General features: G+C 73.4%; 23 protein-coding genes. 10 read left to right on the forward strand and 13 right to left on the reverse strand.

Annotation, left to right across the window (positions count from 1 at the left end; translation table 11 throughout):
* Positions 1–97 precede the first annotated feature (97 nt).
* The 5 genes from ACZ62B_RS36805 to ACZ62B_RS36825 form a co-directional block, all read right to left on the reverse strand.
* The gene (locus ACZ62B_RS36805) at positions 98–586 is read right to left on the reverse strand and encodes a DUF5709 domain-containing protein (RefSeq protein WP_344562692.1); all 489 of its coding nucleotides are present in this window, start codon (positions 584–586) and stop codon (positions 98–100) included.
* Between the two features lie 115 nt (positions 587–701).
* Positions 702–1,547: a proteasome subunit beta gene (gene prcB / locus ACZ62B_RS36810; protein ID WP_469693739.1), complete on the reverse strand. Its 846-nt coding sequence runs from the start codon at positions 1,545–1,547 to the stop codon at positions 702–704.
* An 80-nt stretch (positions 1,548–1,627) separates the two neighbouring features.
* Complete coding sequence (locus tag ACZ62B_RS36815; RefSeq protein ID WP_469693741.1) at positions 1,628–3,112, reverse strand: hypothetical protein; 1,485 nt, start codon at positions 3,110–3,112, stop codon at positions 1,628–1,630.
* 168 nt (positions 3,113–3,280) lie between these two features.
* A complete protein-coding gene (locus tag ACZ62B_RS36820; RefSeq protein ID WP_468885364.1) occupies positions 3,281–5,635 on the reverse strand; it encodes a glycoside hydrolase family 65 protein in 2,355 nt (784 codons plus the stop codon).
* A complete protein-coding gene (locus tag ACZ62B_RS36825; protein ID WP_469693743.1) occupies positions 5,632–6,369 on the reverse strand; it encodes an HAD family hydrolase in 738 nt (245 codons plus the stop codon). Before ACZ62B_RS36825 ends, ACZ62B_RS36820 begins: the two co-directional genes overlap by 4 nt.
* Before the next feature lie 94 nt (positions 6,370–6,463).
* On the opposite strand from ACZ62B_RS36825, the gene ACZ62B_RS36830 reads away from it, so the two are divergent.
* From ACZ62B_RS36830 to ACZ62B_RS36840, 3 genes are all read left to right on the forward strand, one after another.
* Positions 6,464–7,126 (forward strand): nucleoside/nucleotide kinase family protein, encoded by a 663-nt coding sequence (locus ACZ62B_RS36830; RefSeq protein WP_468727627.1) that lies wholly within the window; start codon positions 6,464–6,466, stop codon positions 7,124–7,126.
* A 16-nt stretch (positions 7,127–7,142) separates the two neighbouring features.
* Entirely contained in the window at positions 7,143–7,655 is a 513-nt protein-coding gene (locus tag ACZ62B_RS36835) for a GNAT family N-acetyltransferase (RefSeq protein ID WP_469693745.1), read from the forward strand.
* Positions 7,656–7,781: 126 nt separating this feature from the next.
* Positions 7,782–9,311, forward strand: a complete 1,530-nt coding sequence (locus ACZ62B_RS36840) for a phospholipid carrier-dependent glycosyltransferase (RefSeq protein ID WP_468890717.1) — start codon at positions 7,782–7,784, stop codon at positions 9,309–9,311.
* A 9-nt stretch (positions 9,312–9,320) separates the two neighbouring features.
* Here ACZ62B_RS36840 and ACZ62B_RS36845 read toward each other — a convergent pair whose 3' ends face one another.
* Positions 9,321–9,734 (reverse strand): DUF3662 domain-containing protein, encoded by a 414-nt coding sequence (locus ACZ62B_RS36845; RefSeq protein ID WP_344562703.1) that lies wholly within the window; start codon positions 9,732–9,734, stop codon positions 9,321–9,323.
* A gap of 50 nt (positions 9,735–9,784) precedes the next feature.
* Positions 9,785–9,970, reverse strand: coding sequence for a hypothetical protein (locus ACZ62B_RS36850; RefSeq protein ID WP_344562810.1), 186 nt, complete (start codon positions 9,968–9,970; stop codon positions 9,785–9,787).
* 147 nt (positions 9,971–10,117) lie between these two features.
* On the opposite strand from ACZ62B_RS36850, the gene ACZ62B_RS36855 reads away from it, so the two are divergent.
* From ACZ62B_RS36855 to ACZ62B_RS36865, 3 genes are all read left to right on the forward strand, one after another.
* Positions 10,118–11,035, forward strand: coding sequence for a MurR/RpiR family transcriptional regulator (locus tag ACZ62B_RS36855; RefSeq protein WP_469693747.1), 918 nt, complete (start codon positions 10,118–10,120; stop codon positions 11,033–11,035).
* A gap of 289 nt (positions 11,036–11,324) precedes the next feature.
* Positions 11,325–11,699 (forward strand): hypothetical protein, encoded by a 375-nt coding sequence (locus tag ACZ62B_RS36860; RefSeq protein ID WP_073934158.1) that lies wholly within the window; start codon positions 11,325–11,327, stop codon positions 11,697–11,699.
* A 114-nt stretch (positions 11,700–11,813) separates the two neighbouring features.
* Complete coding sequence (locus ACZ62B_RS36865) at positions 11,814–14,210, forward strand: SpoIIE family protein phosphatase (protein WP_468727615.1); 2,397 nt, start codon at positions 11,814–11,816, stop codon at positions 14,208–14,210.
* An 8-nt stretch (positions 14,211–14,218) separates the two neighbouring features.
* On the opposite strand, the gene ACZ62B_RS36870 is transcribed toward ACZ62B_RS36865, so the two are convergent.
* Together ACZ62B_RS36870 and ACZ62B_RS36875 are read right to left on the reverse strand one after the other, a co-directional pair.
* Entirely contained in the window at positions 14,219–14,845 is a 627-nt protein-coding gene (locus ACZ62B_RS36870; protein WP_468727613.1) for a peptidoglycan-binding domain-containing protein, read from the reverse strand.
* A 75-nt stretch (positions 14,846–14,920) separates the two neighbouring features.
* Positions 14,921–15,751, reverse strand: a complete 831-nt coding sequence (locus ACZ62B_RS36875; protein WP_344562712.1) for an ATP-grasp domain-containing protein — start codon at positions 15,749–15,751, stop codon at positions 14,921–14,923.
* A 130-nt stretch (positions 15,752–15,881) separates the two neighbouring features.
* On the opposite strand from ACZ62B_RS36875, the gene ACZ62B_RS36880 reads away from it, so the two are divergent.
* Together ACZ62B_RS36880 and ACZ62B_RS36885 are read left to right on the forward strand one after the other, a co-directional pair.
* Positions 15,882–16,601, forward strand: a complete 720-nt coding sequence (locus ACZ62B_RS36880) for a TetR family transcriptional regulator (protein WP_344562714.1) — start codon at positions 15,882–15,884, stop codon at positions 16,599–16,601.
* Positions 16,602–16,762: 161 nt separating this feature from the next.
* A complete protein-coding gene (locus ACZ62B_RS36885) occupies positions 16,763–17,179 on the forward strand; it encodes a Zn-ribbon domain-containing OB-fold protein (RefSeq protein WP_344562716.1) in 417 nt (138 codons plus the stop codon).
* Between the two features lie 30 nt (positions 17,180–17,209).
* Here the strand turns inward: ACZ62B_RS36885 and ACZ62B_RS36890 are convergent, their stop codons facing one another.
* Positions 17,210–17,590, reverse strand: coding sequence for a PPOX class F420-dependent oxidoreductase (locus ACZ62B_RS36890; RefSeq protein WP_344562718.1), 381 nt, complete (start codon positions 17,588–17,590; stop codon positions 17,210–17,212).
* A 455-nt stretch (positions 17,591–18,045) separates the two neighbouring features.
* Here ACZ62B_RS36890 and ACZ62B_RS36895 point away from each other — a divergent pair, with 455 nt between their 5' ends.
* Both ACZ62B_RS36895 and ACZ62B_RS36900 read left to right on the forward strand, forming a co-directional pair.
* Positions 18,046–18,870, forward strand: a complete 825-nt coding sequence (locus ACZ62B_RS36895) for an SDR family oxidoreductase (RefSeq protein WP_344562720.1) — start codon at positions 18,046–18,048, stop codon at positions 18,868–18,870.
* 313 nt (positions 18,871–19,183) lie between these two features.
* Entirely contained in the window at positions 19,184–20,305 is a 1,122-nt protein-coding gene (locus ACZ62B_RS36900) for a polysaccharide biosynthesis protein (RefSeq protein ID WP_468727605.1), read from the forward strand.
* Positions 20,306–20,411: 106 nt separating this feature from the next.
* On the opposite strand, the gene ACZ62B_RS36905 is transcribed toward ACZ62B_RS36900, so the two are convergent.
* Genes ACZ62B_RS36905 through ACZ62B_RS36915 form a run of 3 tightly spaced genes read right to left on the reverse strand, consistent with a single transcriptional unit; the run spans position 20,412 to position 24,045 of the window.
* Entirely contained in the window at positions 20,412–21,965 is a 1,554-nt protein-coding gene (locus ACZ62B_RS36905) for a glycosyltransferase family 2 protein (protein WP_344562722.1), read from the reverse strand.
* Positions 21,966–21,970: 5 nt separating this feature from the next.
* Complete coding sequence (locus ACZ62B_RS36910) at positions 21,971–22,798, reverse strand: glycosyltransferase family 2 protein (RefSeq protein ID WP_344562724.1); 828 nt, start codon at positions 22,796–22,798, stop codon at positions 21,971–21,973.
* Between the two features lie 38 nt (positions 22,799–22,836).
* Positions 22,837–24,045: a glycosyltransferase family 2 protein gene (locus ACZ62B_RS36915; RefSeq protein WP_344562726.1), complete on the reverse strand. Its 1,209-nt coding sequence runs from the start codon at positions 24,043–24,045 to the stop codon at positions 22,837–22,839.
* Positions 24,046–24,149: the final 104 nt, after the last annotated feature.

Consider the following 24,149-nt stretch of genomic DNA (forward strand, 5'->3'; position numbering starts at 1 on the left):
CCCCCCCCCCCCACCCCCCCCCCCCCCCCCCCCCCCCCACCCCCCCCCCCCCCCCCCCCCCCCCCCCCCCCCCCCCCCCCCCCCCCCCGTGCCGGGGTCAGGCTCTGTCCCGGTCCTCCGGGAGCGCCGTCCCGTCCTCCACGACGTGCACCGCGGCCTCCTCCGCGCCGGCCGCCCCCGCGTCGATGCCGACGTCCTCGGCGACGGACTCCTTGGTGGTGTCCGTGCGGGCCCCCTCGTCCGGGGCGACCAGGCGCCCGGCGCGGCCGGTGCCCGCCTCCGGGTCGACCGGCTCGCCCTCGCCGCCGGGAAGGTCGCCCACCGCGTCCCCGGCGGGCGCGGACGCGTCCGGCACCTCCTGGGCCAGCCGCTGGTCGAGGCTCTCCCCGTCGTGCTGCTCCGCGGCCGTGGTGCCGTGCTTGGTCACGCCGAGCGGTTTCTCCGGCGGGGAGTAGCCCTCGTCGAGGGTGTCGTCGTAGGTCCGTTCGTCGACGGCGTCCTGCATGTCGAGCGGCGCGGCGTCCTCCTGCTCCTCGTTGCTCCCGGTGGGCTGGTAGGCGTCGTCCCCCATCGGCTCGGTGCCCATGGTTTCCTCCCTGTCGCGCTGCGTCGGCTCGTTCGCCTCGGGTGTCAGGTCCGCGTTTCCCGTGACACGGTCTCTAACCCCGGTGCGTCCGATGAGGGAGCGGGTGCCGCGAGGATCACAGGGGTGCGTTCGGGCCGTCCGGGCGGGAGTGCCGCCGGTCGACCATGTCGAGGCTCAGCCGTCGGATCTCGCTCTCGCCGAGCCGTTCGTAGCCGTCCTCGGTGATGACCGACACGACCGGGAAGATGCGGCGGGAGAGGTCGGGGCCGCCGGTCGCCGAGTCGTCCTCGGCGGCGTCGTAGAGGGCCTCCAGGGCGGCCAGGGCGGCCTCGTCACGGGACATGCCGGGCCGGTGGAGCTTCTTGAGGGCTCCTCTGGCGTACGGGGATCCGGAGCCCTCCGTGTGGAAGCCGTACTTCTCGTAGCGGCCGCCGGCGGCGTCGTAGGAGAAGATCCGGCCCCGCCCTCCCCCGGGCGCGGTGGTGTCGTAGCCGGCGAGCAGCGGGACGACGGCGAGGCCCCGCATGGCCTGGGAGAGGTTCTGGCGGATCATGGTGGCGAGCCGGGTCGCCTTGGCGCCGAGGGTCATCGGGATGCCCTCGATCTTCTCGAAGTGGGCGAGTTCGACCTGGTAGAGCCGCACCATGTCGAGGGCGGTCCCCACGGAGCCGGCGATCGCGACGGCGGTGTGGTCGTCGGCGGGCAGCACCTTCTCCAGATCGCGCTGGGCGATCAGGTTGCCCATGGTGGCCCTGCGGTCACCGGCGATCAGTACGCCGTCGCCGTAGGTGAGGGCGAGGATCGTGGTGCCGTGCGGGACCTCCGTGGCGCGGACGCCCTCGGGGAGGGGGCGCGTGCCCAGCAGTTCGGGGCGGTGGGCCGCCAGGAACTCGGTGAAGGACGAACTTCCCGGGGTGAAGAACTCCTCCCCCAGCCGCCCTTCGTGCTCGCTCTGCGCCATACCGCTTCCCCCCTCGTCGCTCCTTCGCGCTCCGACAACCGACTCCTACCTGGAGCGGGTGCGCGGGAAACCCGTCGCCGTCAGCCGGAGCCGGGCGCCGGGGCGATACGGGCTTCGAGGTCGCCGATCCGGTGGGCGGGCCAGGAGCGGGCGTACCCGGGCGGTGTGCCGCCGGGCCCGGTGAGGGTGGCGACCGGGACGCGGTCCGCGGTGCGCAGGATCTCGGCGGCCGTGGTGTTCTCGTTGTTCCCGGCGGTCGCGCCGGAGGAGCAGCCGGTGTAGTAGCCGATGGGGATCGCCTCGTGGCCGGTGATCAGACAGGGCGGGCGGACGCCGAGCCGGTGCAGGTCGTCGGCCATGCGGGCCCAGTCCCGGCGGCTGTCGACATTGCGGTCCACGGTGCCCACGAGGACGGTGAGCTGCACCGTGAGATGACCGGCCAGGCCGAGTGCGACCAGGGTTCTGGCCGTCGGCCGCCACTTTCCGCGCGGTGCCGTGACCAGGTACCACAGCGCGTCGGCGACCGGTATCGCGAGCAGGGCGTAGGCGGGCTGGAGGAAGCGGGGCGCCGCGTACTCGATCATGAACAGGTAGGGCAGGGCTACGGTCGTGGCGCAGGCCAGCGGCACCACGGTGCGCAGGGTGCGGCGGGCCCGCACGGCGACGATCAGTCCGAGGACGACGAGCAGCGGCAGCACGAACCACCACAGGGTGACCACCGGGTGGGGCATCGGGACCGCGCACGGACGGCACAGGGCGCGCCCGCCCAGGCTGCGCAGCTGGTCGTCGACGGCGATGTTCAGGCCGAGCCCGCCCTGGATGCGGGAGGCCTCGGCGAGCCGCTCCCGCAGGCCGCCGAACGCGGTGTACGCCTCGACCACCCAGGGGACCGCTCCCGCCAGCAGACCGCCGGCGAGGGCGAGCAGGGACCGCCAGTGCCAGCCGGCCAGCACCAGGACGAGGAGCGGGACCGTCGCCCAGACGGCGTCGGTGGGCCGCATCCAGGCCATGAGCGCGGCCCCCGCCGCCACTCCCCACAGGGGGCCGCCGGACGAGGGGTCCGCGCGGTGGCGCAGGAAGCAGCCGACGGCGGTCAGCGCGCCGACGGCGACCCAGTAGTTGGGCATGGCCTGGGGACCGTAGAAGAGCGTGATCCACAGGGAGGCGAAGAAGGCGCCGGCGGTGACCAGGACCCGGGTGGGGAACAGGCCGCGCCAGGAGCGCAGGGCCAGGTGGAGGGCGAGGCCGGAGAGCAGGGCGAGGTAGACGCGCAGCAGCGCCGTGGAATCGGACCAGGACGCGACGGGCGCCACCAGCAGGGACACCCCGCGGGAGCGGGGGGCGCTGAAGAAGGCGGCCGGGTGGTGGGAGGTGACCTGGCTGGTGTAGACGATCTCGTCCCAGCCGAGGCCCAGCACGGGGCGGACCAGGGCGAGTTGGGCGAGGGTGAAGACGACCGCGAGCACCGCGAGCGGGCGGGTGCCGCCGCGCAGTGACGGGCCCGGTCCGGCCCGCTGCTCGCCCCTCCGTATGCCGGTGAGAAGGGCACCGGTGCCGTCGGTCATCGTCCGTCCCTCATTCCCGCGCGTCATCGGGCCCCGGGTTCCACGGGCCCTGCGCTCTGAAGGACGGGTTCCGGGGAACCTGCGTTCCGGGGATCACCGACAAACTAACCCGCGTGCGGCGGGCCCGCAGGACGGGATACGGCCATCCGCCCCGGGGCCCGCCGCCGGTCAGCGCGGCTGCGGGCCCCGGTGCGGGGGCTGCTCGGGCGCCGGGCGGGGCCTGGGCGGCGGGACGGGACGCTCGGCGGGGGCGCCCTCGCGCACGGTCAGCTCGGTGCCGTGGTGACGGATGGTCAGCGGCGGTCCGGAACGGAGCGTGTACGTCGCCCGGTCCCCGGTGACCTCCACGCGCAGGCACCGGCCGAGGAACCGCAGGGTGAACGCCAGGCGGCGCAGCCTCGACGGCAGCCGTGGGGTGAAGCGGAGGCTGCCGTCGTCCCAGCGCATGCCGCCGAACCCGGCGACCAGGGCCGTCCAGGTGCCCGCCAGGGAGGCGATGTGCAGTCCGTCGCGGGTGTTGTGCTCCAGGTCCGCGAGGTCCATCAGGGCGGCCTCGGCGGTGTAGGCGTGGGCCAGGTCCAGGTGGCCGGTGCGGGCGGCGAGGACGGCCTGGACGCAGGCCGACAGCGAGGAGTCCCGTACGGTCAGCGGCTCGTAGTAGGCGAAGTTGCGGGCGATCTGCTCCTCGCCGAAGACCTCCTCGAAGTGGGCGGCGCAGGTGTGCATCGCCAGCACCAGGTCCGCCTGCTTGATCACCTGTTTGCGGTAGAGGTCGAAGTAGGGGAAGTGCAGCATCAGCGGGTACTGGTCGGCGCGGGTGCCGGCGAAGTCCCAGCGCTGGTAGCGGGTGAAGCCCGCGTGCTGTTCGTGCACGCCGAGTTCGTCGTTGTAGGGGAGGTTCACGGCTTCGGCGGCGTCCCGCCAGCCGGCGCTCTCCTCCTCGTCGACACCGAGGGCCGCCGCGGTGTCGGGGTGGCGTTTGCAGGCGTCGGCGGCGGCCAGCAGGTTCGCCCGGGCCATGAGGTTGGTGTACGTGTTGTCGTCGGCGACGGCGCTGTACTCGTCCGGTCCGGTGACGCCGTCGATGTGGAAGACGCCCCGGTCGTCGTGGTGGCCGAGGGAGCGCCAGAGGCGGGCGGTCTCCACCAGCAGCTCCACGCCGGTGTCGCGTTCGAAGCGCTCGTCGCCGGTGGCCTGGACGTAGCGCACCACGGCGTCGGCGATGTCGGCGTTGACGTGGAAGGCGGCGGTGCCGGCCGGCCAGTACGCGGAGCCCTCCGAGCCCTCGATGGTGCGCCAGGGGAACGCGGCCCCGCGCAGGCCGAGTTGGGCGGCGCGCTCACGGGCGACGGGCAGGGTGGTCTGCCGCCAGCGCAGCGCCTCGGCGGCGGCGTCCGGCGCGGTGCAGATCAGCAGGGGCAGTACGAACACCTCGGTGTCCCAGAAGGCGTGGCCGTCGTAGCCGGAGCCGGTCAGCCCCTTGGCGGGTATCGCGCGCCGTTCGGCGCGGGCCCCGGCCTGCAGGACGTGGAAGAGGGCGAAGCGCACGGCCTGCTGGATCTCCTCGTCGCCGTCGACCTCGACGTCGGCGCGGGCCCAGAAGTCGTCGAGGTGGGCCCGCTGTTCGTCGAGGAGGCCCTGCCAGCCGCTGTGCGCGGCGGCCGCCAGCGCCGCCTCCACCTGGTCGCTCATCGCGGGCCGGGAGCGGGCGCCGGACCAGCCGTGGGCGACGATTTTCTCCACCCGCAGCCGCTGTCCCGGCTCCAGGACGGAGGTGACGGTCAGCCGGGCCATGTCCACGTTGCTCTCGCAGTCGGTGGTGGTGTGCTCGGGCCCGTCGACGACGTGGTCGGCGGCCACGGCGACCCTGATGCCGCTGCGCCGGGTGCGGTGGACCAGGCGGAGCCGGTGGTCCTTGGCGAGGTCCTCCTCGGGTTCCAGCGGGGACTTCAGGGCGCGGGCGGCGCGCGGGTCGCCGTCCGGTCCGGGCAGGCTCTCGTTGGTGACGAGTTCGGACTGCAGCACCACGCGGGTGCGGCTGTCGACGGGCTCGACCTCGTAGGCGACGGCGGCGACGGCCCGCTGGGTGAGGGAGACCAGCCGGGTGGAGCGCACCCGCACCGTGGACCCGGCCGGGGAGGTCCATTCGCAGACCCGTTCGAGGACGCCCCGGCGCAGGTCCAGGGTCCGTTCGTGGCTGACGAGGCGCCCGTAGCGCAGGTCGAACGGTTCGTCGTCGACCAGCAGCCGGATCACCTTGCCGTTGGTGACGTTGATGACCGTCTGGCCCGACTCCGGGTAGCCGTAGCCGGCTTCGGCGTAGGGCAGGGGGTGCAGTTCGTGGACGCCGTTGAGGTAGGAGCCGGGCAGGCCGTGCGGTTCGCCCTCGTCGAGGTTGCCGCGCCAGCCGACGTGGCCGTTGGACAGCGCGAACACGGACTCGCTCTGTGCCAGGACGTCGAGGTCCAGGCTGCGTTCACGCACGGTCCACGGTTCGACGGCGTACGCCCGCTGTGTGATCACTTGTCGTCTCCGAGTTCGGCGAGGTCCGTCACGACCCGGTCGGCGCCGTGCGCGTACAGCGCGTCGGTCTGGCCCACCCGGTCCACACCGACGACGTATCCGAAGTGCCCGGCGCGGCCCGCGTCCATGCCGGCCAGCGCGTCCTCGAACACGGCGGCCCGGGACGGCTCGACGCCGAGGTCCGCGGCGGCGGCGAGGAAGGTGTCGGGTTCCGGCTTCCCGGGCAGGCCGCGCTCGGCGGCGACCACACCGTCGATGCGGACGTCGAAGAGGTGCTCGGCACCGATCGACCGCAGTACGTCACGGCAGTTGGCGCTGGAGGAGACGATCGCGGTGCGCAGTCCGCGGGCGCGGACCGCGGCGAGGTAGCGCAGGGTGCCCTCGTAGGCCTCCACGCCGTCGGTGCGGATCCTCGCCAGCAGCAGTTCGTTCTTGCGGTTGCCGAGGCCGTGCACGGTGCGGGCCTCGGGCGGGTCGTCGCGTTCGCCCTCGGGCAGTTCGATGCCGCGGGAGGCGAGGAAGGTGCGGACGCCGTCGGCGCGCGGGCGGCCGTCGACGTACTCGTCGTAGTCGGCGTCGCTGAAGGGCCGGAAGGCGTCGCCGTCCCGTTCGCGGAGGAAGGCGTCGAACATCTCCCTCCAGGCGGCCGCGTGGACGACGGCCGTCTTCGTGACGACGCCGTCGAGGTCGAAGAGGCAGGCGAGGATGTCATCGGGCAGACCTGGATCCGTCATACAGGACACCGTTCCCCGATACGGTGCCGAACAGTGGGTGGCGCGGGCCACATGGCGGCGGACCGTCCGCTCCCCAGGTGACACACTCTTCCGTGTGGCGCTGACCTTCGACGACCTCCTCCGCCGTGCCCGTGCCCTTCCGCGGGACGGCCGGCGCGCGATCCTCGGCATCGCCGGCGGTCCGGGCGCGGGCAAGTCCACGCTCGCGGAGCGGCTGGTGCGGGAGCTGAACGGCGGCGGGGAGCCGTGGGCCGCGCAGGTGCCGATGGACGGCTTCCATCTCGCCGACGCCGAACTCGACCGCCTCGGCCGCCGTGACCGCAAGGGCGCCCCGGACACCTTCGACGCGGCCGGGTACGCGGCGCTGCTGCGGCGGCTGCGCGAGGAGACGTACGGCGAGGTCGTGTACGCCCCCGGCTTCGAGCGGACGCTGGAGCAGCCGCTCGCGGGCGCGCTCCCGGTGCCGCCGGAGGCCCGGCTGGTGGTGACGGAGGGCAACTACCTGCTGCTGGACACCGGTGCCTGGGCGCGGGTCCGGCCGCTCCTCGACGAGGTGTGGTTCTGTGTGCTGGACGAGGAGGAGCGGCTGCGGCGGCTGATCGCCCGGCACGAGGAGTTCGGCAAGAGCCACGCGGAGGCGGTGGCGTGGGTCGAGCGCAGCGACCGGCGCAACGCCGAGCTGGTGGCGTCGACGCGGGACAGGGCCGACCTGGTGGTCCGGCCACCGGAACCGGCTGGACGGGGTGCGGCCCGGTGACGCAGGCTCTCGTACCGTGATCAGAGAAGCCACCGTGCACGACGTCCCCGAGATCCGCGCGATGATCCGCGAGCTCGCCGCCTACGAGAAGGCCGCCGAGCAGGCCCGCGCCACCGACGAACAGCTCCGCGCGGCCCTGTTCGGCGAGCGCCCCGCCGCGTCCGTCCTGATCGCCGAGGACGACGACACCGGTGTCATCGCAGGGTTCGCGCTGTGGTTCCCGCGCTTCTCGACCTGGACCGGTACGCGCGGGATGCATCTGGAGGACCTCTACGTCCGTCCGGACACCCGGGGTGCCGGGCACGGCAAGGCGTTGCTGGCCGCCCTCGCGGCGATCTGCCGGGAGAACGGGTTCGAGCGCTTCGAGTGGGTGGTGCTGGACTGGAACGAACCGGCGATCGCCTTCTACGAGTCGCTCGGCGCGGAGCTGCTGGAGGAGTGGACGGTGTGCCGGCTGACCGGTGCCCCGCTGGAGGAACTCGCCGCGCGGGCGGTTCCCCCCGTGGGCGGGGGTGCGGTGCGACAGTAGGGGCCCATGAGGGGTCTCGCGGCGGGCGTACGCGATCCGGCCACCGGTGGCGACGACGGCACCGTGTCGCGGCGCGCGGGCCGGCGGTGGCCGGTGGCCCTGGTCGTGGTGCTGCTGCTCGGACAGATGGCCGTGGCGATGGTCACCACCGCCGTGCGGCAGACGCCGACGATCGACGAGCCGGTGTACGTGGGCACGGCCGCCGTGTACCTGGAGGAGCGCAGCCTGCGGTACAACCCCGAGCATCCGCCGCTCGGGAAGCTGGTGATCGCCGCCGGGGTGGCGGTCGCCGATCCGCACCTCGACCCGGGATTCGACGGCGACCAGGGCGAGTTGGGGCGGCGTCTGCTGTACGGGTCGGGCAACGACCCCTGGCGGCTGATGTTCTGGGCGCGCCTGCCGGTGATCGTCCTGACGCTGCTGTTCGGGCTCGTCGTGTTCGCCTTCGCCCGTGGACCGGCCGGTGCGGCGGGCGCCCTGGCGGCGCTCGCGCTGTACTGCCTCTCCCCCGACGTGATCGCCCACGGCTCGCTGGCCACGCTCGACGTGCCGGCCGCCGGGTTCGTCCTGACCTCGGTGTGGCTGCTGTGGCGGGCACGGCGACGGCCGCGGCTCCGTCTGCCGCTCGCGGGTGTGGCGTTCGGGGCGGCGCTGGCGACGAAGATGAGTGTGCTGCCCGCGCTGCCGGTGCTGGTGGTGACGGCCGCCGTCTCGGTGCGGTGCGCGGGTGGCGGGCGGCGCAGGTCCGCCGCGGGCGCCGTCGCCTTCGCGCTGATCGCGGTGGGCGTGGTGTGGGCCGTGTATCTGGCCGTCGATCCCCGGCTGCGCTGGGTTCCGCAGCAGCCCGTGCCGGTACCGCGCGGGCTGCGGGGGCTGCTCGTGGATCTGATGCCGTTCCCCGAGCCGTTCCGGGACGGCATGCGCGTCCAGTTCGGCCTCGAGACCCGCCCCTGGGAAGGCTTCCTGTTCGGGCGGGTGTACGAGGGCTCGCTCTGGTACTACCTGCCGGCCGCGCTGCTGGTGAAGACGCCGCTCGGCACGCTCGTGCTGTGGGCGGCCGGCGCCGTCACGGTGGTGGCGGTACGGCGGCTGCGGCCCGCGGCGCCGTACCTGCTCCCGGCCCCGGCGGTGCTGCTGGCCGCCGCCGCGTACGGCTCACGGGACTTCGGCACCCGGTACGCCGTCTTCCTGCCGATGTTCCTGGCGGTGGCGGCGGGTTGTGTGCTCGTGGTGCGCCGGAGGTGGGTGCCGGCCGCGACGGCGCTGCTGGTGGCGTTCGTCGCGGTGAGCTCGCTGCGGACGTTCCCCTTCTATCTGCCGTACTCCAACGAGGCGTTCGGCGGTCCGTCGAAGACCCGGTTCCGGCTGCACGACTCGAACGTCGACTGGGGCCAGGACCTCGGCAGGCTCGCCGACCGGCTGCGCGAGCGGTACCGCGGGGAGCGGATCTGGCTGGTCCACAAGGGCGGCGGGGTGCCCTCGTACTACGGCGTCGACGCCGCCGATCCGCGCCGGGTACCGCTCGCCGAGGTGCGCGGGGTGCTGGTGGTGTCGGACTCCGCGGCGGCCAAGGCGACCGGCCGGCTGGCCGAGTTGATCGACAGCAGCCGCCCGGTCGACGACGTGGGCCACTCGATCACGGTCTACCGGCGCTGACCCGCGCCGTCAGCCGGGCGTCGGCCGTCCCGCGCGCTGGAAGGCGTCGGCGCTCACGTGCGGCATCACGCTGCTCGCCACGCGGAAGCGGCCGTTGGGGACTTCGGCGGACCGGCGGACGTGCACGGCGAGCGGGCCCGCCCATTCGTAGCCGTGGCGCGCGGCGTGCCGGGCCAGCCGGTCGGTGAGCGCCTGTCCCACGCGGCTGCCGCGGCGGGTCAGTTCCTCGTGCACGGGTTCGGCCAGTTCCACGTCGTAGGCGTTGGGGACCATCACCCGGCCCGCCCGGCACACCACGGCGTGGCTGTCGCACTCGCGCCGCAGGGCGTCGACGAGTTCGACCGGCTCCCGGCCGGACAGCCGCGCCCACAGCGCTTCCCATCGGTTCTCCAGGGCCTCTTCCAGCGCGCTCAGGGCGCTCATGCTCTCACCTGCTCGGGACGTGGTCGGGGGCGGAGGACGGTGGGTGTGGTCTAGCGTTCCCGGAAGTCGTCGGGCTTGATCTCGGCCTCCTCCAGTGCCTCGCGCATCGTGCGGCCGGTGCCGCCCTGATCGCGTGTCTCCTTGTCCTGCCGCTGTTCGACGATGTCGTCGGTGTCCCGGGTCTTCGGCCGGTTCTCCTCGGGGACGGTCATGTCCGGTGGCTCCTGGTGTGTCATGGGGTTTCTGCTTCGCTGTGCCGTCGGGTTCCCCCGGGAGGCGCGGATATCCCCGGTGGAGCGTTCCGGTGTGCTCCGGTGAGCGGCCTGGTCACCGCGGCGGGTGGGCTATGTTGAACCCTCGTGGGAGACGAAGGAGGCGCACCGGTGCGATCGCCGCAGCAGGCACGCGCACAGGCATCCGCGATCACCTCGGGGAAGGCGGGCCAGGACCCGGAGGTGTCCCCGACGGCCCAGCTCCGCACGCTGTTCGACCGGCCCCGGCTCTCCCCCGGCCAGCGGCGCATCGCCCAGTACCTGATCGAGCACATCACCGAGGCGGCGTTCCTGTCGATCACGGATCTCGCGGACCGGGCCGGGGTGAGCCAGCCCTCGGTGACCCGGTTCGCCTCGGCGGTCGGCTTCAGCGGTTACCCCGCGCTGCGGGAGAGGCTCCAGTCGATCACGCTCGGCACCCGTTCCGGCGGGCCCGCCGACGAGGTCCGGGGCAACGAGCTGCAGGCGGCGGTGGACGCCGAGATCGAGAACCTGGAGAACCTGCGGCGGGACTTCGCCGACGCCGACCGGTTCATCGAGGTCGGCCGCCGGCTGTCCGCGTCCACTCCGCTCACCGTGCTCGGGCTGCGCATCTCCGTCTCCCTGGCCGAGTACTTCGCCTACGCCGCCCGCCGCATCCACCCGGACGTCCGGCTCGTGACGCTGGGCGGCAGCGTCGCCTACGACGCGCTGCTGCAGTCGCGGGAAGCGGGCGGCAGCTGGGTGCTGGCGTTCTCCATGCCGCGGCACGCCCAGGAGACCCTGACCGCGGTGCGGGTCGCCCGCAGCGCGGGGCTGAAGGTCGCGCTGATCACCGATCTGGCGCTGGGCCCGATCGTGGACGAGGCCGACGTCACCTTCGCCACCGGCACCGGGTCCCGGCTGGTGTTCGACTCCTACGCCGCTCCGGTCGTGATGTGCGCGGCGCTGCTGCAGGCCATGACGGACGCGGATCCGGAGCGGACGCAGGCCCGGCTCGACGAGTACGAGCACGTCGCCGACGAACACCAGTTCTTCCTCAGGGACTGATCCCGCCGGGGGTCGCCCCATGGAAACGCCCACATCAAAGCGCGCATGAATGTTTTCATACGTCTTGCAAACCAGATGGCATATATAAATACTGCTCACGGATCACGGCCCGGCCGTTCAGCACCGGGCGCCCGCACGGACACCCGAAGCCGCCGGCACCTACCCGCTCCGGCGGCCGGGGCCGGCCGGGCATCCCCTGCCCGGCCGTTCGTGGCGGCCCCGGTCATCCCCTAGGCCGGGGCCGCCCCACTCCGTCGTCCCTCCACGCGACGCCGTACACCCGGAAGCGATGATCATGCCCCTGACGACCACGCGACTCGGTCCCGACTGGCCCTGCCAGGTCAAGACCCCCGGCAGCTACGACTGGGAACGCTCGGCGGCCAAGTGGCTGCGTGAGCTGGTGCCCGCGCGCTACGCGAGCTACCCGGCGTTCGTCCGGCACCCCGTCCTGCTGGCCCGGCACGCCCAGATCCAGGTCGAGCACGAGATCCGGGTGGCCCGCACCGCCCTGCAGACCGCCCGGTCCGACCTGCCCCGGGCCGGACTGCGCGAAGGGGTCATCGAGCACACGATCAAGCTCTACGCGGCCGAGGTCACGCAGCTCCAGCACATCGCCCGCAGCGTACGGGCGGTCGCCCGGGCCCTGGCCGAGTCCGGCCGCTGACCGCGGTCCCCGCCCGGTGCGCACGTCAGGGCCCCCTGGCCGGGGCCGTCCGCGGACTTCCGGGCGAACCAGTCGGTCAACGAACCGGGAGACGTGTGCGATGCTCATCGCGTGATGAGGGAGCCCATTGTCCCGGTGGGGCCCGGAGCCGCGCCGGACCTGGTGGAAATGGCCAGGGTCGTGGCCCGGCAGCGTGCCGAGATGGACCGGCTGCGCGAGCAGGCCGCGACATCGGCCGTCGTGGAGCGGGCCAAGGGTGTCGTGATGGCGCTGAGCGGATGCTCCGCCGACGCCGCCGGAGAGACCCTGCTCCAGCGTGCCAAGGCGGCCCGCCGCACCCTGCTGGAGGAGTGCTGGATCACCCTGGGGGAACTGGCGCCCGCCCACTCCGGTGAGCCGTCCGCAGGGCCGGACGGGGAGACCGGGAACGCGACGGCCGGCCTCCCCGCGGCCGACCCCCCGGCAGCGCGCCCGGCCCCCGAGGACGTCGCCGCCGCCCTGAGCCGCCTCGCCCGGACCCTCGTGCGCACCGGCACCCCCCAGGAGCTGGCCCGGTGCCTGCTGGAACACCTCGGGCAGGACCTGGCCGCGGACTCGGTCATGATCTACGCCCGCCGCACCGGCGGCGGTCTCGAACTGCTCGGGCACGCCGGGATAGACGAACGGCTGGCCACCCGGTGGCGTCAGGTGCCCCCCTTCAGCGGGGTCGCCGCGCTGGACGCCCTCGAGTCCGGTGAACCCCTCTGGCTGGAGGACTTCGCCAGGGACAGCGCGCGGTACCTGCTGATCGGTGACCCGCCCGGGCGGTGGCGCTCGCGCGCCTGGCTGCCGCTGCCCGGCGAGGAGAGCCCCGGGGTCTGCGTCGGTGTGCTGCGCGAGCGCTCCGGCCCCTTCACCCCGCGCGACCGGGCCCATCTGCGCGGAGTGGTCCGGCTCTGCGCCGGCCGGCTGCGTACGTTCACCGCCCCGTCCGAGCCCGCGGCCGACCCGCTCCCGGACGCCGTACGGGCGCTGTTCGCGGCGCTGCCGGTTCCGGCGATGCTGCTGACCCCGCTGCGCGGCCCGTCCGGCGGGGCCGAGGACTTCCGGGTGGACGCCGTGACGGCGCAGGCGGCCGACGTCCTGGGCGGCACCGGGGGCGATCCGGTCGGGCGGCGGCTGCGGGAGGTGCGGCCCGACCTGGTCGACACACCGGTGTGGCGGGGCTGCCTGGACACCCTGGCCGGCGGGGGGACGTACGAGAGCGAGCCGTTCGCCCACCAGGAGGTCGTGAACGGCGCCACCGAGCTGGCTACATACTCCGTACGGGTGACCCGGCCGGCGGACGCGCTGGTCGTCACCTGGGTCCGGCACGCCTCCTCCGACCGGCAGGAGCAGCGGCTCGCCGACCTGCAGCGGCTGGGCAACCTCGGCTGGGCCAACTGGAGCCTGACCACGTCCGAGGCGTCCTGGTCGTCGCAGGTGTTCGCGATCCTCGGCCGGGACCCCGCGGACGGGCCCGTCCGGCTCGACGACCTCCCCGCCCTCGCGGTGCCCGAGGACCGGTCCGCGCTGAGCCACGCCGTCGACGCCCTGATCCACGAGGGGCTGCCGCTGGACACCCCGTTCCGGGTCCGCGGCACGCGCGGCGTCCGGCATCTGCGGCTCGCCGCCGAGGCGGTGGCCGATCTGCACGGCACGCCCGTGGAGGTGCACGGCTTCGTGCAGGACCTGACCGCGCGGCGGCGGGCCGAGCTCGCCCTGGTGGAGACCGAGCAGGCCATCGTCACCCAGCACGACGTGCTCCAGGCCGAGCGGTCCCTGGTCGCCCGGCTGCAGAACGCCCTGCTGCCGCTGCCCGAGCGGGCGGTCGACCTGGCCGGGCTGCGCGTCGAGGTCGCCTACCTTCCCGCCCAGGCCGGCATACACGTCGGCGGCGACTGGTTCAGCGCCATAGAACTGCCCGACGGCGACGCCCTGTTCGTCGTCGGCGACGTCGCCGGACACGGGGTGGACGCCGTCGCCACCATGGCCCAGCTCCGGTTCACCGCCAAGGGCATGGTCATCACCGGATCCTCCCTGACCGGCGCGCTCGCCCGGCTCAACACCCTGCTGCTGCACTCCCGGGACAGCCACGGCACCGCGACCATGGTGCTGGCCCGCTACCGGCCGGCGCAGCGGCGCCTGCTCTGGGCGCAGGCGGGACACACCCCGCCCCTGCTGCTGCGCGACGGCGAGGTGACGTATCTGCGCCGGCCCAGCGGCATACTGCTCGGCGGCACCACCACGCCGCGGTTCGAGGAGGCCGAGTGCCGTCTCGAACCGGGTGACCGGATACTGCTGTACACCGACGGTCTGGTGGAGCGGCCCCCGGAGAACATCGACGTGGGCCTCGGGCGGCTGGCCGAGGCCGTGGCGGCGCACCCCGGCGACGGGGCCGGGTCCCTGGGCGCGCTGCTGGAGGCGATGCTGGAGGACGAGCGCCGCGACGACGTGTGCGTGCTGGACATCCGGGTGCCGAAGGAGCGGTAGCCTCCGGGTCAGGTGCCCGACGCCGACCGGCCGGTGCGGGACTCCAGCGCGAGGCGGGTGTCGTCGCCGTAGACGCCGGTCTCGTCGCCCCGGACGCCGTACCAGAGCTGGAAGCGGGCGACGGCGGCGGAGAGGGTGGCGTCGTAGCGGCCGTCGGTGGCGCCGGACCGGTAGACGTCCGGGACGCGCAGCAGCCGCTCCTGGAGTTCGGTCACCTCGGGGCCCGAGTCGCCCTCGCGGAGGAACCCCTGCTCTGCGGGGACGGGCGGGACCGGGGTGACGGGGGCGGCCGTGGACGGACGCGGGCCGGGTGCCGCGCGGTCGTCGGCGTCGCGTTCCACGAGCAGGAGCGCGCCGCCGAAGCCCGCCACCGCGGCGGCGGCCACGGCGAGCGCCAGGGCGGTGCGGTGGATCCCGGAGGTGTGCCGGGCCGCGGGCACGGGCGGGAGTTCCTGTGTCCGGTCCTCGGACCCGTGCCGCGGCCGGGGCGGCGGCACCGGCTCGTACCCGCCCCGCCCCTCCTCGCACTCCCGGAACAGCTCCGCGAGTGCGTCGGTGCGGCGCGGGCGCAGGACGCGGACGGGTTCGAGGGGCGGCCCGTCGTGCGGTCGTCCCGGTCCGGGCGGTGTCGTCACGTCGCTCTCCTTACCGTGCCGCGCGGGGAGTCGGTCCGCTTGCGCACAGAGGTACGTGACGGAGGTCCCGCGGGTTCAGGCGTCGCGGAGGAAGCGGCGCAGGGACGCCGTCATGGCGGACACGAACGCCTCCCGGCCGGTGTCGTCGAGGGCGTCGAGGGACAGATAGGGGTTGAGGTCCTCCAGTTCGACCAGCAGCAGTTCGCCGCCCGGCGCGCGGCAGGCGTCGACGCGCTGGATGCCGTGGCCGAGGGTGTTCCAGTCGATGAAGCCCCGGGCGAAGTCCAGGTCCTCCGGGCCGGGTTCGTACGGCTCCAGCTCCCAGCGGCGCTCGGGGTGCGGGGCGTAGAGGGCGTACTGGAAGTCGTGGTCGACGAAGTAGAAGGAGATCTCGTGGACGAAGTCGATGTGCGGCTGCACCAGGACGTCCCCGTCGACGAGTCCGCGCACCTCGTCGACGGGGACGACGCGCAGGCCTATGGAGTCGGCGCCGAGCCTGGGCTTGACCACGTACCGTTCCGCCGCGGGCAGCCGGTGCAGGTCCTGCGGCCGGTCGACGGTGGGGATCACCGGACGGCCGGCGGCGGTGAGGTCGAGCAGGTACTGCTTGCCGGCCATGTCGCCCTTGCCGGTGAGCGGGTTGTAGACCGGTGTGCCGGTCGCGGTGGCGCGCTCGCGGAAGGCGTCGTAGGCGTCCCGGTAGGCCAGTACGGGGCCGCTGTTGCGGACCACGACGGCGTCGAAGCCGTCCATCAGGGCGGCGGCGTCCCGCGGGTGGCACAGGGCGAGGTCGATGTGCTCGCGCAGCCGTGAGGTGAGGAAGACGTCCTCGTCGCAGTAGCGGCGTCCGCGGGCCGGGTAGGCCAGGTCGGTGACGTACAGGACGCGGGGACGGGCGGGCGGCATACGGGCTCCTCGGGGACGACGGTGGCTCGATCATAGGAACGACCTGCGGGAAGGGGACACGGCGGTACTGAGTTCCGTGCACGGCGGGCACTGAGTGCCATCAGTGGCTTCCCGGTGCTACGTTCCGTGCATGAGCTCCAGCAGTGCGGCTCCCGGCCGCGGGGACAGGGCCGAGAAGCCGCCGATGCGGGACGCCCTGGTCGCGGCGGCGTTCCGGCTGTTCCTGGAGCGGGGCTACGAACAGACCACGGTCGACGACATCGTGGCGCTCGCCGGGGTGGGCCGGCGGTCCTTCTTCCGCTACTTCCCGTCCAAGGAGGACGTGGTCTTCCCCGACCACGAGCGCTGCCTCGCCGACATGACGGCCTTCCTGGCGGCGGACTTTGACGACGATCCGGTGCGCAGGGTCTGCGACGCGGCCCGGCTGGTGCTGCTGATGTACGCCGAGAACCCGGCGTTCTCCGTGCAGCGCTACCGCCTCACCAAGAGCGTGCCCGGACTGCGGGCGTACGAGCTGTCCGTGGTCTGGCGGTACGAGCGGGCGCTGGCCGGATTTCTGCGGGGCCGCTTCGCCGGTCTGCCCGACGGCGCCCTCCGCGCCGATGTGATCGCGGCGGCGGTGGTCGCGGCGCACAACAACGCGCTGCGCTCCTGGCTGCGTTCGGACGGGAAGGGGGACGCGGAGGCCGTGGTGGACCACGCGCTGGGGCATGTGCGGGCCGCGTTCGGCGCCGGGCCCGCCGTCGCGGCGGGCGAGGGGCCCGGGGACGTGGTGGTGGTCGTCTCGCGGCGCGGGGCACCGCTGTGGAGGGTGGTGCAGGAACTGGAGACCACGCTCGGGCGCGGGTGATCCGGCGCGGACGCCCACCCCATTTTTGGGGGTACGGAGTGCCTTTACGAGTGGCACTGAGTGCCATACTCTGTGGCTGTGCACGGTGGCAGGGCGCACCGGCACGCGCGTGCCGGGTGACCGCACGCGGGATTCCGGCCGAGTGCAGGGAGTTGACCAGCGTGTACCACCACTCAGGAAGCGTCGCTCAGCAGGCAGCCGGCTCCGCGACGGGTGTCCTCGATCCCCAGGGCAGGGACCACGCGGAGGCCATGCTCTTCCAGCGCTGCACCTGGTGCGGCACCGCCATGTACCACCGGCTGCTCTGCCCGGTCTGTCAGGGCAGCGACCTGCGCACGGAACGCAGCGAGGGCGTCGGGACGGTCCGCCATTCCACGGTGCTGCACCGCAACACCCCGGCGGCCCGCAATGTGTCCCTGATCGAGATGGCCGAGGGGTTCGTGGTGCGCGGCCGGGTCATGGGGCCGCCCATCGGCATCCACGGCGGCGACCGGGTACGGCTGTCGACGGCCAAGGACCCGGTGCGCGGCGAGCCGGTCTTCCAACTGGTGGACGAGCCGTTCCGGGCCTGGACCTGACGGACCGCCGGACACGGTCCGGCAGGCGGATCAGAGCGTGACGCGGATGCCGACCGTGCCGCTCGTGCCCCGGCGCAGCCTGCTGCCCAGCAGGGTCAGCCGCCCCACGAGGCCGTACTTGCGGCCGATCAGCCTCCGGTAGCGGGCGGTGGTGGCCGGGTCGCAGATCTCCGCGGTGGCGGGGACCTGGTCACCGGTCGGGTTGCCGCGTATGTCGCAGGGGCCGACGAGGACGTCGCCGCGTGCGCGGATCCGCTTCACCTTCCACGAGTCGGCGACGGTCCACACCCCGAGCGCTTCACCGTCCCGCACCACCCACACCGGCGTGGCGACGGGCGTGCCGTTCTTGCGGTAGCTGGTGACCAACAGGTACTTCCCCGCCCCGAGCAGGTCCCGCAACGCGTCGTCCATGCGGGGAAGTCTAAGCGGGCACCGGACAGGTCACCCGGATACGCACGACGTTCCGTCATGGCCTGGACGTACCGCCGGCAGGCGATTGAGCCCGGGCGCGTGTTCTGCCTTGCGGAAGCACACGCGCCCGGGCTCATTCGGGGGCGAGAAGCCGAACCGGCGACCGGCCGCGGAGACGCACGACGAGACCCCCGTCCCGGTCCGCCCCGCACACCGGCCGCCCCGGACCGCACCCCCAGAGGGCAGGGCCCGCACAGCGGTCCCCCCGTCCTCTTCCGTTTCCCCGGCTCTCCCCGCTCTCTCCGACCGGCGAAGCCGTCCGGCAGGCGCCTTCCCCGTGGCCTGCGGCCTTCAGTAGCATCGGTTCCCAGGAATCACGGCTCGACACGGTCGCGTGGGTCATCCCCCGTACTCCTGGGAGCGATCGGGGAAGTCCGGACGTCAGGGGGTGATGCGTGAGAGTGCTTGTCGTCGGCGGGAGCGGGTTCCTCGGGTGCGAAGTGCTCCGCCGGGCCGTGGCCGTCGGATGGGACGTGGCCGCGACCTACCGGACCAGCCCGGGGGACCTGCCGTCGGTCACCTGGTACCGGGCCGATCTGCGTGACCCGGGGCGGATGGAAGAGGTGCTGGGCCGGATCCGCCCGGCCGCGGTGATCAACACGGCTGGCGGACACGCCGACTGGGCGGTCACGGCCGACGGTGCGGTCCGGTTGGCCCTGCACACGGCGCGGGCCGGGTGCAGGCTGGTCCACGTCTCCTCCGACGCGGTGTTCTCCGGAGCCGACATCCACTACCACGAGGACGCGCTCCCCGACCCCGTCTCCCGTTACGGAGCCGCCAAGGCCGCGGCGGAGACGGCCGTCAGGGTGGCGGTGCCCGAGGCCGCGGTGGTGCGCACCTCGCTCATCGTGGGGCACGGCCGGTCCGCTCACGAGAAGGCCGTGCACGCCCTGGCGGCCGGTACCCGCACCGGCGTCCTGTTCACGGACGACACTCGCTGCCCGGTCCACGTCGACGACCTGGCCTCCGCCCTCCTGGAGATCACGGACTCGGACGGATCCGGTGTGTTCCATGTGGCCGGACCGGACGCGATGAACCGTCACGAACTGGGCGTCCTCATAGCCCGGCGGGACGGACTGGACCCCGCCCGGCTGCCGGCCGGGCTGCGCAGCGACGTGGACCCGCCGGGGGGGCTGGACATCCGCCTCGTCACCGACGCCACCCGGGTCCGGACCCGCTTGCGGGGCGCGCGCGAATTCCTCGGCGTCGGCGGCCCGTGAGCCGGCCCGGCTTACCGCCCGGCGCCGCCTGGCGTGTCCGGCAGCAGTCGAGGAAATCGCCCCGCGCCGATCCGCCCCTCGATAAAGTGATGATCCCGGCCGCCTTCGGACGTCCACGCGGATCCACCCGACGCCGACGGATCCGGTGCGGCAGGTGGCGAACGGCCGCCGGAATGTGGTCCCCGGGCACAACGCCCCGGGGAGGCAGCGCAATGGTGTCGGCGAAGAAAGCACCAAGACGATACGTCGGTCCAGTTCGTCGTGTCGGTCGGCACATCAGTCATGGCTCTTGTCAAAAAGGAAGTGTGACTGCATGTTTGACGATAATTCCGCAGGGTATGGTGCACACCTGCCAACCGGCGACCATCCCGCTCTGGACCTCGAAAGAATTCTCGGTCGGCAGAGGATAAGAACCGACCTCGAGAGCAGTGCCGGGTTCCTGCGCGGCCGGCGAATCCTGGTCACCGGGGCCGGCGGCTACATCGGATCGGAGCTGTGCCGGCAGCTCAGCCGGTGGGGGCCCGAGAGCCTCATGATGCTCGACCGCAACGAGACGGCTCTTCACCTGGCGGCAGGCAGCGTCGCGGACGGCCCTTCGTCGGTGCGCCCCGGTATCCTCCTTGCCGACATCAGGGACTCCCGAGGGCTCACGCGGCTCTTCCACCGGTGCCGACCGGACATCGTCTTTCACGCGGCGGCACTCAAGTGGGTTCCCATCCTGGAGGAATTCCCCGGCGAGGCCGTCAAGACGAACGTCTTCGGCACCCGGGCGGTTCTGGACGCGGCGCTGGCCGCGAACGTCGCGTTCCTGGTGAACATCTCGACCGACAAGGCGGTCGACCCGGTCGGGGTGCTCGGATACTCCAAGCGCATAGCCGAGGGACTCACCGCGGCGGCCGCCATCCAGGCGGGCAGGCCGTACGTGAGCGTGCGGTTCGGCAACGTGCTCGGCTGCCAGGGGTCCTTCCTCGACGTCTTCGCCCGCCAGGTCGCGGCCGGAAACCCGGTGACGGTCACCCACCCGGGGGTGACACGCTATCTGATGACCGTGCAGGAAGCCGTGGAACTGGTCATCCAGTCGGCCGCGCTGGGCAGCGTCGGTCACGCCCTGGTACTGGACATGGGGGAGCAGGTCCGGATCCTCGACATCGCACGAAGGGTCATCGCGCAGGCGGGCGGGGAGCTTCCGGTCCGCTACGTCGGACTGAGACCGGGGGAGAAACTCACCGAGTCCTTGGTGGCCCCCTCCGAAACCCCGGTCCGGTACGTGCACCCGAAGATCATGGAGGTGCCGGTGCCTGCCCTGAAGGCAGGGGACGGTCCGGATCTCGACGCTTGGGGGGAGGACCACGCCGTCGTCGCCGCCCTGCGGGCCACCTGCCGGGCCATGGAGGGCGACTCCGTGGCGCCGGAACCCGGCCACCGGCTGGTCTGATCCGGGTGGACGGCGCGCCGGACCCGCCCGGCGCGCCGCCTCACGTACGGGCTCCCCGCCTCACGGGCGTCGGCCTTCCGCCCTCACGCGTACCGGAAACAGGTCCTCACAGGTACCGGGTGCCCCGCCGCACGCTTCCCGCCAGGAACCCGGCCAGCCGCGCGCCGTAGCGGACGTAGCGCCGGCGCAGCGTGGACGACCGCGCCAGGTCCGGAACATGCAGCGCCAGCCAGCACCAGTTCATGACGACCACCCGGCCCGCTCGCCGCTGGAATCCGGCGCGGTGGTACGCGGCGTACAACTGGGCGCCGGAACGGCCGTAGTTCCACTTCTGCCTTGCCAGCGCGGTCAGTTCGTCCCGCAGCCGGTAGTGCATGATGGCGTCGCCCGCGTAACGGACGAGGTAGCCGCAGAGCTGGGCACGCCAGGAGAGGTCCATGTCCTCCCCGCCGCCCCGGTAGCGTTCGTCCCAGCCGCCCGTCGCTGTCAGGACGTCCTTCCAGGCACCGCAGTTCGCTCCCCGGGCGAACGGCAGGAAGTCCGTCTGCGCGTCCATCGGCAGGGGCTGCTCGTCGGCGTGAGCCGGGCTGAGCACGGACGTGTCCAGGCCGCCTCCCACCAGGTCGGCCTCCTTGGCCGCCTCCGTCATCGCGGCCAGCCAGCCGGAGTCGGCGACGTCGTCCGCGTCGCAGAACGCGACGAAGTCGCCGCGCGCCGCGGCGATGCCCCGGTTGCGGGCGCGGCTCTCACCGGGGCGGTCGGACGCGTCGACGATCCGCAGGTCCCGCAGTCCGGCGCGGGCCTGTTCGGCCACCTCGCGGGTGGCGTCCGTCGAGCCGTTGTCCACGACCAGGACTTCGTACGGAACGGCGCCGGTCTGCCGGGACAGGGCGGTCAGCTGGGCGGCGAGCGTGCGGGCGCCGTCACGCACCGGGACGACCACCGACACGAGCCGGGGCGTGCTTCCGTCGCGCGGTGCGGCGGCGGGCGCCCGGTACCCGCGCCGGACCAGGCGGGTCCGCCGGAGGACGCGCATGCCGGGGTCCAGGGCGACGGCGGTGTTCCCGGCGGTGCCGGCCCGCCGACGGATCAGCAGCATGGGTACGGAGACCCAGGCCGCCGTGACACGGTCCGCGTCCAGCAGTTCGCGCCGCACCAGGTAGGCACCGTCGAGGAGGTCCCGGGGGGAAGGCGGGGAGCCGGCAGCGGGGGACGGCAGGGTGAACCCGTCCACGAGACCGTCGTCCCGCAGCCCGAGCGTGCCGCACTGCACCAGGCCGACCGGAGCACCGCCGTCCCCGCCGCCGTCGCGGGCCGCCCGCGACAGGTGCTCCAGACAGTGAGGGAGGGCCTCGTCGCCGCCGAGCAGCACGGCGACGTACGGCGCCCGTGCGTTCCTGACCGCGTCGACACACGCCGGCCCGAGTTCCCCGCGGGCACACCGGACGACCCGTACGGCCGGCGCTCCCGCGTCGTCCCAGGGCATCGGGTCGCCTCCGAGCGGCGTGGGGGCCGTCGTCACCACCGTCACGGAGACGGGCCGCACCGTCTGGGCGAGGAGGGCGCGCACCGTGCGCTCCCCGCCGCCGTCCGGATCGGCCACCACCACCGCGATCCGGGGCAGCGGCGCGTCCGCGTTCTCCGCCGGGGCGTCGTCCACGTCGTCTACACCCGCCCCTGGCCGAGCTCGACCCGGGCCAGGGCGAAGTCGATGTCGTTGGGCGGGGCGACCAGCAGCGGGAGCAGCTCCTCACGGCTGCGGGCCCGTCGTCGCCGCTCCTCCTGGGCGGTCAGCGCCTCCGTGTACGCCCGTCGTTCCGCGGACCCGAATCCGGTGTCGGGCGCCTGGGTGAGCGACTTGGGCCAGATCCGGTACCGGTAGAGCACCTTGCGCACGCTGCGCAGCCGGTACAGGCGGGCCGCCCGGAGGTGGAAGTCGGTGTCGGCGCCCAGCCGCACGGTGCCGTCGAAGCCGCCGAGTGTCTCCAGCACCGAGCGCCGGACCACCGAGGACGGATGCAGGAGCACGGTCGTCCGCCCCAGCCGCATCCACAGGTTGCCGTTGCGGGGCATGCGCCGCCGCCCCGTCGTGCGGCCGGCCTCGTCGATGTAGGAGTAGGCGCACCCGACCAGGTCGGCGCGGTCCTTCTCCAGGACGGCCAGTTGACGGCGGAGCCGGTCCGGCAGGCTGATGTCGTCGGTGTCCTGAAAGGCCACGTAGGGGGTGTCCACCGACTCCAGTACCTTGTTCTTGATCCGCAGGTGCCCGACGTTCCGGGAGGTGCGCAGCACCGTCAGCCGCGGGTCGCCGGCGTACGGGCGGAGTTCGGGGATCCACTTCTCGTCGGGTGAGCAGTCGTCCACCACTGTCAGCCGGAGGTCCGGACGGTCCTGGGCGAGCACCGACGCGACGGCCGCACCCAGGTACGCCGCACAGTCGTAGTGGGGCAGGATGACGGTCACCGCCGCCCCGGTCGGACCGGCTGTCACCATCGGGTCTCCTTCCGGGCCGCCCGGGGCGGCCTCGTGTGTCAGTGCCCGGCAGCCGCTCGCCCGGCGGGTTCCTCGACGGTGGGGCTGCGGAAGTCTCCCTCGTCACCCCACGCCACATGGCGCAGGGGCCGTCCCGCCGCACCGCGCACCGCCAGGGAGCCGGCCACGCCGCAGAACCAGGTGAAGTGCAGTCCCTTGATCAGCCAGCGCTGCAAGCCGCGCACGGGACCGCGGCTGCCGTCCCAAGCCGCGAGCGGCCACAGGCCGTGGAAGAGGACCTGGGTCAGGTAGACCCGCGAGGTGGGCCAGGGGTAGTCGGCGACGCAGGTCACATGGCTGTGGAGGGAGCGGCGCAGCCGCTGGAACGTGTCGTGGGTGCGGCTGACGCGGTAGAAGCTGATCCGGGCCTCCGGCAGCACCTCCAGGTCGTGCAGCGGATCGGACGCCTCGGCGTCGAGCAGTTCGAACACCACGTATCCGTCGTCGGTCAGGCGTCTGACCGGAATGCCGGTGCCCAGTACGTCCGTCGCGACCACAAGACAGGCCGCAGCCGGGCAGGCCTTCGGCGGAGCGGTGACGCCCGAGACCCGGTCCATGGCCTGCGAGGTGACCGTCTCCCGGGCCAGCGCCACCGAGTGCGCCCCGACCGCGCCCCGTTCGCCGCGATCCAGGAACCGGGAGACCAGCAGGGCGAGGCAACGGGGAGCGATCTCGATGTCGTCGTCCGTCCAGAGCCAGCCCGAGTAACCGAGATCCTCGGAGAGCCGCAGCACCGTGCTCACCGTGCGCAGCTTCCCCGGCCCGGGAAGGGCCAGCCCGACCAGGGTGAGGGCCGGGTCCTCGGGGACCAGCTCGGACAACCGGCGCAGCCTGCGCAGCGCCTCTTCGTCCTCCCCCGGACCGTACTGCATGCCCACCCACACCGACAGCGGAAAGGACGGGTGGGCCTGCCGCACCTCCACCAGGGAGTCCAGCACATGACGGAACGTCTGCTCGTGCGCCTCGGCGTCGCACCGCCCCACATAGGTGGGCAGCAGCACCCCGAGGCCGCCGGACGGCAGCGGGAACGCCGCCCCGCCGGGCCGCGCGCCGGTCACGCCGTTCTCGCGCACCTCGCCGCGGACGTCCGAGTCCGGTCCCTCGCGTCCCATCAGGACGAACGGGGTGGGGCGGGCGGGCGGCGGCGCGAAACCACGGGCCACGGCCCGCTGCCACCACATGCGACGGTCCACGGTTCCCCCGCGCATCCACGTCCCCTTCGTCGTTCCGAGCGGAATTCCCTCTGGCCCTGACACGGGGTGCGGCCCACCGGCTCCCGTCCCGGCGGCGAACTCCGGAAGAAGCGAATTGA

This window comes from Streptomyces sp. NPDC053426 (assembly GCF_055585405.1).